Annotated in this window: 6 protein-coding genes; 1 reads left to right on the top strand and 5 read right to left on the bottom strand. The window is 75.6% G+C overall.

Annotated elements, in window-relative coordinates; translation table 11 throughout:
- Window positions 1-139 precede the first annotated feature (139 nt).
- The 5 genes from ACI79I_RS23085 to ACI79I_RS23065 form a co-directional block, all read right to left on the bottom strand.
- The gene (locus ACI79I_RS23085) at window positions 140-316 is read right to left on the bottom strand and encodes a hypothetical protein (RefSeq protein WP_456994684.1); all 177 of its coding nucleotides are present in this window, start codon (window positions 314-316) and stop codon (window positions 140-142) included.
- Between the two features lie 138 nt (window positions 317-454).
- On the bottom strand, window positions 455-1861 hold the full coding sequence (locus ACI79I_RS23080; protein WP_456994682.1) for an amidohydrolase family protein: 1407 nt from the start codon (window positions 1859-1861) through the stop codon (window positions 455-457).
- Complete coding sequence (locus ACI79I_RS23075) at window positions 1858-4179, bottom strand: xanthine dehydrogenase family protein molybdopterin-binding subunit (protein ID WP_456994680.1); 2322 nt, start codon at window positions 4177-4179, stop codon at window positions 1858-1860. Before ACI79I_RS23075 ends, ACI79I_RS23080 begins: the two co-directional genes overlap by 4 nt.
- Before the next feature lies 1 nt (window position 4180).
- Window positions 4181-4696, bottom strand: coding sequence for a (2Fe-2S)-binding protein (locus tag ACI79I_RS23070; protein ID WP_456994678.1), 516 nt, complete (start codon window positions 4694-4696; stop codon window positions 4181-4183).
- 74 nt (window positions 4697-4770) lie between these two features.
- Complete coding sequence (locus ACI79I_RS23065) at window positions 4771-5658, bottom strand: FAD binding domain-containing protein (protein ID WP_456994676.1); 888 nt, start codon at window positions 5656-5658, stop codon at window positions 4771-4773.
- Between the two features lie 145 nt (window positions 5659-5803).
- On the opposite strand from ACI79I_RS23065, the gene ACI79I_RS23060 reads away from it, so the two are divergent.
- Entirely contained in the window at window positions 5804-7315 is a 1512-nt protein-coding gene (locus ACI79I_RS23060; RefSeq protein ID WP_456994674.1) for a PucR family transcriptional regulator, read from the top strand.
- Window positions 7316-7427: the final 112 nt, after the last annotated feature.

The following is a 7427-nucleotide window of genomic DNA, read 5'->3' as shown; positions in this document are numbered from 1 at the left end:
CTCAACCCCACCGGGCCCGACACCGCCTCGGGCGGGGCGCGGGCCCCCCCCGCCCCCCCCCCCCACCGCCCCCGGCCCCCCCCCCCCCCCGGCGGGGCGCCCGGTCGCGTCCCCGGGGACCACGACCGCCCGCCAGGCGCTAGGTCGCGATCGGCGGCAGGTGCAGGTCGATGCCGAACAGCACCAGCGGCCACAGGATGACCGCCACGACCAGCGACAGGACCTCCGAGATCCCGGCGACGCTGTTGTAGCCCTGGGTGAGGGCCACGACCAGGCCGACCGCCAGGTACACGAGGGTGAACAGGGACATCCGCACGCTTCCCACCTCCGGTGTCGGGGGAGGGGAGTCTGCGCCGCCGGCCTGTGGCCCGGCTGCGAACAGGCTGGGAGTCCGGCGGTGACCGCACCGGCCGCCCCGCCACGGGGGACGGCGGCGACGGCCAGTGCGGGGTCCTCAGGCGCCGACCAGCGACCGCCACCCGCGGACGGCGAACCGGTCGGTGCCGGCGCGGGCGGCCAGCGCGGTGGCCGCCGCCGTCGACCGGGCACGGACGTCGGCCTCGTCCGCCGTCGTCAGCGCACCGCCGGACACCACCAGCCGGCCGTCGACGTAGACCCGCTCGACCTCGTCGCCCCGCTGGCTGTAGACCAGGGACGAGACCGCCGCGTGCACCGGCGTGGCGCAGAGGTTGGTCAGGTCCAGCACCACGACGTCGGCCCGCTTGCCGACCTCCAGCGAGCCGATCGAGTCCGCCATGCCCAGGGCGCGGGCACCGTCGATGGTGGCCATCTCCAGCGCCTTCTCGGCGGTCATGACCTCCGGGTTGCGGTGCACCCCCTTGTGCAGGAGCGCCGCGAACTTCATCGCCTGCAGCATCGAGTGGTTCGACGACGAGGCCGGGCCGTCCGACGCGAGGCCCACGGTGATGCCGCGCCGGTGCATCGCCGGCACCGGCGCGAAGCCCGACCCGAGGTAGAGGTTGGAGCACGGGTTGTGCGACACCTTGGTGTCGGTCTCCTGCAGCAGGTCCAGGTCGTGGACGTCGACCTGGACGCAGTGCGCCGCCAGCAGGTCCGGGCCGAGCAGCCCGGTCTCCGCGGCGAACGGCACGTCGCGCACCCCGAAGCGGCGGACGGACTCCTCGACGTCGAACGGTGACTCGGCGAGGTGCATGGTGACCAGCGCCCCCGTGGCGTCGGCCAGGGCGCGGGTCTCCCGCAGTGTCGCCTCGTCCACCGTCCAGCTCATGCACGGGGCCAGCCCGACGGTCACCCGGGACCCGGGCCGGTTGTGGGCGCCGATCAGCCGCTGCGCGTCGGCCAGCGCGTCGTCCAGCGGCTGCACCAGCTGCGCCGGGGCACCGACGTCCGCCCCCGCCGTCATGTAGCCCCGGGCCATCACGCCCCGGATGCCGACGTCGTCCATCGCCGAGGCGACGGCGTCCCCGAGCCCGGGGCGCGGGTGCACGTACATGAAGTCGAGGAGCGTGGTCGTGCCGGTGGTCAGGGCCTCCGCGCAGCCGTGCAGCGCGCCGGCGTAGCAGTCCTCGGGGGTCAGCTCGACCGCCGAGGGGCCGGTCATCGTCAGGAACCAGTCCGACAGCACCCGGTCGTCCCCCAGCCCCTTGAGCAGGGTCTGGAACAGGTGGGTGTGGGTGTTGACGAAGCCCGGGAGCACCAGCCGGCCCGCGCAGTCGACCATCTCCGCGCCCGGGTGCGCGGCGAGCACCTCCGCGGTCGGGCCGACGGCGAGCAGTTCGTCGGAGAAGGCCACCGCGCCGTCGGTGAGCACCCGGCGCTCGGCGTCCATGGTGACGACGGTGGCCCGGGACAGCACCGTGACCGGCGTCGACGGACTCACTCCGGCGCCCCCGCCGACCGCAGCAGCTGCCACACGACCGCCGGTTTGAGCGGGGTCCGCGTGACCCGGACGCCGAGGTGCTCGATGGCGTCGGCGACGGCGTTGGCCACCGCGGAGTGGCCGCCGATCGCGCCGCCCTCGCCCATGCCCTTGACACCCAGCGGGTTCAGTGGGGACGGGGACTCCAGGTGGCCGATCTCGACGTCGGGCACGTCCAGCGACCCGGGCATCAGGTAGTCCATGAACGACGTCGACTGCGGCTGGCCGTCGGGGGCGTAGACGAGCTCCTCCATCAGCGCCCCGCCCAGGCCCTGGGCCACCCCGCCGACGATCTGCCCCTCGGCGTTGCGCGGGTTGATGATCGTGCCGGCGTCGTTGACCACCACGTACCGCTCGACGGTCGTGTAGCCGGTGTCGGGGTCGACCTCCACCTCGGCGACGTGGATGCCGTAGGAGTACGGCGCGGCCGTGTTCTCGAAGTACTGCACCGACTCGAGGTCGGGCGCCATGCCCGCCGGCCGGCTCCCGCCGGGACTCGCGGCCGCCGCCACCTGCGCCCAGGTCACCGACGCGGACGGCACGCCCTTGACCGCGAAGGAGCCGTCCTCCAGCACCAGGTCGGCCGGGTCGGCCTCGAGCAGGTGCGCGGCCAGCTCCTCGGCCTTCTCCCGCACCGTGCGGGCGGCCAGCACCACGGCCGAGCCGGCCATGACCGCGTTGCGGCTGGCGTAGGTGCCCATGCCGAAGGGCAGCCGGCCGGTGTCGCCGAACACCACCTTGATCGAGTCGTGCGGCACCTGCAGCTCGTCGGCGGCGATCTGGGACAGCATGGTCGCCGTCCCCTGACCCATCGGGGCGGCACCGGAGACGATCGTGACCTCGCCGGTGGGGTCCACCCGCACGCTGCCGCCCTCGAACGGGCCCGGCCCGGTGATCTGGTGGTAGACGCAGATCCCCAGGCCGATCAGCCGGCCCTCCGCCCGGGCGGCGTGCTGACGGGCGGCGAACCCGGCGTAGTCGACCATCTCGAGGGCCTTGTCCAGCCCGGCCGGGAAGTCGCCGCTGTCCAGGACGACGGCCGCCTCCAGCGACGCCAGCCCCGTGTCGAAGGGCAGCTCCTCGGGGGTGAGCAGGTTCTTCCGGCGCAGCTCGGCGCGGTCGATGCACAGCTCGCGGGCGACGATGTCGAGCAGCCGCTCCCGCGCGAACGTCGACTCGGGCGCACCCGCGCCGCGGTAGGGCGACGCCGGTGCCTTGTTGGTGGAGGCGCACACCGCCTCCACCCGGTAGGCGGGCACCCGGTAGACCCCGCCCAGGCTGGTGGCGGCCAGCGAGGCGTTGATGACGCCGAGCGGCCGTTGGTAGGCCCCGCAGTCGGTGACGTGCCGCGCCCGCAGGCCGAGGATCGTGCCGTCGGCGCGCAGCGCGATCTCCACCTCGTGGACCTGCTCGCGCGAGTGCGCGATGGACAGGAAGTGCTCGTTGCGGTCCTCGATCCACTTGACCGGCCGGCCGGTGCGGGCGGCGGCGAAGGGCACGAGGAAGTCCTCGGCGTTGAAGTCGGCCTTGACGCCGAACCCGCCGCCGATGTCGGGGATGAGCACGCGGATCGCGCGCACCGGCACGCCCAGCATCCCGGCGAGGATGGTGCGCACCGTGTGCGGCCACTGCGTGGAGTCCCAGACGGTGAGCTCACCGGTGACGGCGTCCCGCGAGGCCACGACGCCGCGGGTCTCCAGCGGGATGCCCGTGTAGCGCTGCATGTCCAGCCGCTCGCGGACCACCCGGTCGGCGGCGGCGAAGGCGGCGTCGACGTCGCCGTACTCGTAGACCGAGCGGGCGGCCACGTTGTCCGGCGCGTTGGGGTGCAGGACCGGGGCGCCCGGCGCGATGGCCTCGAGGGCGTCGACGACCGCCTCGAGCGGCTCGTACTCGACCTCGATCAGCTCGAGGGCGTCCTCGGCGACGTGCCGGCTCTCGGCGACCACGACGGCCACCGGCTCGCCGACGAACCGGACGGTGTCGACGGCCAGGGGGTGCTGCGGCGCGGGGTGGAAGGTCTCGAGCGCGAACAGGGCGGGGATCGCCGGGGGCCCGGGACCCAGGTCGGCGGCGGTGAAGGCGTCGACGACCCCGGGCAGCTCGCGGGCGGCGCGCACGTCGACCGACAGCAGCCGGGCGTGGGCGTGCGGGCTGCGCAGCACCGCCATGTGCTGCAGCCCCGGCACGCGGAGGTCGTCGACGTAGGCCGCCTCGCCGCGCAGCAGCCGAGGGTCCTCCTGGCGCGGGACGCTGGCGCCGATCGTCTGCACGCCCATGTCAGCGCTCCCAGGTCTCGTCGGCGGCCTGGACGGAGCGGACGATCCCCTGGTAGCCGGTGCACCGGCAGAGGTTGCCCGACAGCGCCTCGCGGATCTCGGCCTCGTCGGCTCCGCGGTTGTCCCGCAGGAAGTCGTAGGTGGTCAGCAGGATGCCCGGGGTACAGAAGCCGCACTGCAGGCCGTGGTGGTCCCAGAACGCCTGCTGGATCGGGTGCAGCCGCTCGCCGTCGGCCAGGCCCTCCACGGTCGTGAAGGCCGCGCCGTCGCCCTGGACGGCGAACATCAGGCAGGCCCGGATCGGTTCGCCGTCCATCAGCACGGTGCAGGCACCGCACACGCCGTGCTCGCACCCGACGTGCGTGCCGGTCAGCCCGAGGTCCTCGCGCAGGAAGTCGGCCAGCGAGCGCCGCACCGACACGGTCCGCTCGTGGACGGTCCCGTTGACCGTGACCCGGATCTGCCGTTCCGCGACGGGCGTGCCGGTCGGCACGGCCGGGCGGTCCTCGACGTGCATCGTCTGCTCTCCTCCTCGGCCGGCCGGAGCCGGCGCACTGGTCGGGTCGGGTGCTGCGGTCAGCGGCGGCACGGTCAGGCCGCCGTGGCGGTGGACGTGCCGGTCGCCTCGGTGAGCGCGCGCTCCAGCAGGTGGGCGGCCAGCGCCCGGCGGTACTCCGCGGGGCCGTGCACGTCCGGCGGCGGGTCCAGGGTGGCGGCGTAGTCGGCGGCCAGGCCGGCGAACGTGGCGGGCGCCGGTTCCTGGCCGACCAGCCCGGCGACGAGGTCCTGCGCGTCCACGGTGCCGGCGGCCACGCCGGCGAGGGCCACCCCGGCCCTGGTGATCCGGCCGTCGTCCACGGTGACGGCGGCGGCGACCGCGACCTGGGCGAAGTCGCCCCGGCGGCGGCTGACCTCCAGGAAGGAGGTGCCCGTGCCGGCCGGCCACGCGGGGAAGCGGACGGCGACGAGCAGCTCCTCGGGAGCCAGGCAGGTGGTGAAGAAGCCCTCGAAGAACTCGTCGGGGCCGACCTCGCGCTCACCCTCCGCGCTGCGCAGGCAGAAGGTGGCGCCCAGCGCGGTGACCGCGGCCGGCAGCTCCGCGGCGGGGTCGGCGTGCGCGAGGCTGCCGCCCACCGTCCCGCGCGCGCGGATCTGCTTGTGCCCGACGTGGGCGACGGCCCGTGGCAGCAGCGTCCACGCGGAGGACGGCGGCAGCCGGTCGGGCAGCCGCGTCTCCAGCGCCCGCTGGCGCACGGTGGCGCCGAGGGTGAGCGTCTCGCCGTCGACGGCGACCTCGTCGAGCCCCGCGACGGAGTTGACGTCGACGAGCACCGCCGGCCGGGCGAGCCGGAAGTTGAGCATCGGCACCAGGCTCTGGCCGCCGGCCAGGACCTTGGCGTCGTCGCCGTGCTCCCGCAGCACGGCGAGGGTCTCCTCGACCGTGGTGGGCGCGAGGTAGTCGAACGGGGCTGGCTTCACGAACTCGATCTCCTCCCGGGCGCGGTGCCGAACCCGCGCGCGGGAGTCATCGTGGCCGGACCGGCCCGCCGGCTCCATGGACGTCCTGTGGCGAGTTGGCCGGTCCGGACTGGACGTTCTGTCCGGTCGTTGGTGGACTCCCCCTGTGCTGACGACGCTGCGCGAGGTCCTCGGGGTCGACGCCCTGCAGCGCGCCGCGCCGGAGGTCGTCGTCGGGTCCGACCTGCTCGACCGGCCGGTGCGCTGGGTGCACACCAGCGAGCTCGCCGAGGCGGCCTACCTGCTGCGGGGCGGGGAGCTGCTGCTCACCACGGGCCTGGGCATCGGCGGCCGCGGGGCGGTGGGGGAGGCCGCCTACGTCGCCGCCCTGGCCGAGCGCGGGGTCGCGGCGCTGGCCCTCGAGCTGGGCTGGACGTTCCCGGAGGCGCCCGCCGCGCTGGTCGCCGCCTGCCGGCGGCACGCCCTGCCGCTGGTCGTGCTGCGCGAGATCGTGCCCTTCGTCGACATCACCGAGCAGATCCAGACGCTGCTCATGGAGCGCGCCGCCGCGAGCTCCCGCCGGGACCGCGACGTGCGCCAGGTGCTGACCGACGCGCTGCTCGACGGCGCCGGCCCACAGGAGCTGACCGCGGTCATGGCCGAGCTCGCCGGAGCCCCGGTCGTGGTCACCACGGCCGACGGCGCCCTGGTGGCCGCGGCGGGGCAGGCGCCCGGTGCGGCCCGGCGGTCCGGCCGGCCGGTGGCGCGCCGCGACGTCGTCCTGCTGGAGCGGCACTGGGGCCAGGTCGCGGTGCTGCCGCCCGGGCGGCCCGACGACCCGGCGCTGCCGGTGGTGGCGTCCTACGGCGCGGAGGCGCTGGGCCTGTCCCTGCTGCGGTCGGCCGTGGGCGGTGACCTCGACGACCGTCGCCGCCAGCTGCTGGCCGACCTCAGCGAGCGGCGCTGGCGCACGCCCGGCGAGCTGGTCACCCGGGCGCGCGTGCTGGGCCTGCCGTTCCCGGCGGACGGTCGGTACGCCGCGCTGCTGGTCACCGACCTTGGGGACGCCGACCTCGACGGCGTGGTCCGGGCGGTGGGCGGGGCGCTGGCGCCCGGCACCGCGCTGGTGGCCGACGTGGGGGGCGATGTCGCGGCCGTCGTCCGGACGTCGGCGGTGCTCGCCGCCGCGCGGGCGGTGCTCGCCGCCGTCGACGCCCTGGGCGTGCCCTCGGCGCGCGTGGTCGCCGGCACCGTCGTGGGCCGGCTGGAGGACGTCGACCGCTCGGTCGGCCGCGCGCGCAGCGCCCTGCACCTGGCCGGCGCCGGCGAGCGCGTCGTCGCGGCCGGGGCGATGACCGCCCGGCTGCTGCTCGACGGGGTCCGCCGCGAGCAGCTGGCCGAGCAGCTCGTCACCGAGGAGATCGGCCGGCTGGTCGCCCACGACGCCGCCTCCGGCAGCGAGCTGGTGCACACGCTGCGGACCTACCTGGCGCACTCGTCGTCGAAGGTGCGGACGGCCGACGCGCTGCGGCTGCGGCGGCAGACGCTGTACCTGCGGCTGCAGCGGATCGAGGAGCTCATCGGGGACGTGCACGCCCCCGGGCGGCACGCGGCGCTGGTCCTCGCCCTCGCCCTGGCCGACCTCCCGGGAGCGGGCGTGCGCCGAGGGCGTCCGTGACCGGGGGACCTCCTGCATGACGGTCCAGTGACGTGTCGTCACACGCATCCCGCGCGGGGGTGCCGCGGGCGTCGGGCCTGGCAGGGTTCCCGTCCGGCGAGAGTCGCCCGGA

It is taken from the genome of Geodermatophilus sp. SYSU D01105 (assembly GCF_054050095.1).
This window is presented reverse-complemented; position numbering and strand designations above follow the sequence as displayed.

Bases quoted from the DNA above. Each gene is read 5' to 3' on its own strand.
- ACI79I_RS23075 (WP_456994680.1), bottom strand. From the start codon at position 4,179: ATGGGCGTGCAGACGATCGGCGCCAGCGTCCCGCGCCAGGAGGACCCT.
- ACI79I_RS23070 (WP_456994678.1), bottom strand. From the start codon at position 4,696: ATGCACGTCGAGGACCGCCCGGCCGTGCCGACCGGCACGCCCGTCGCG.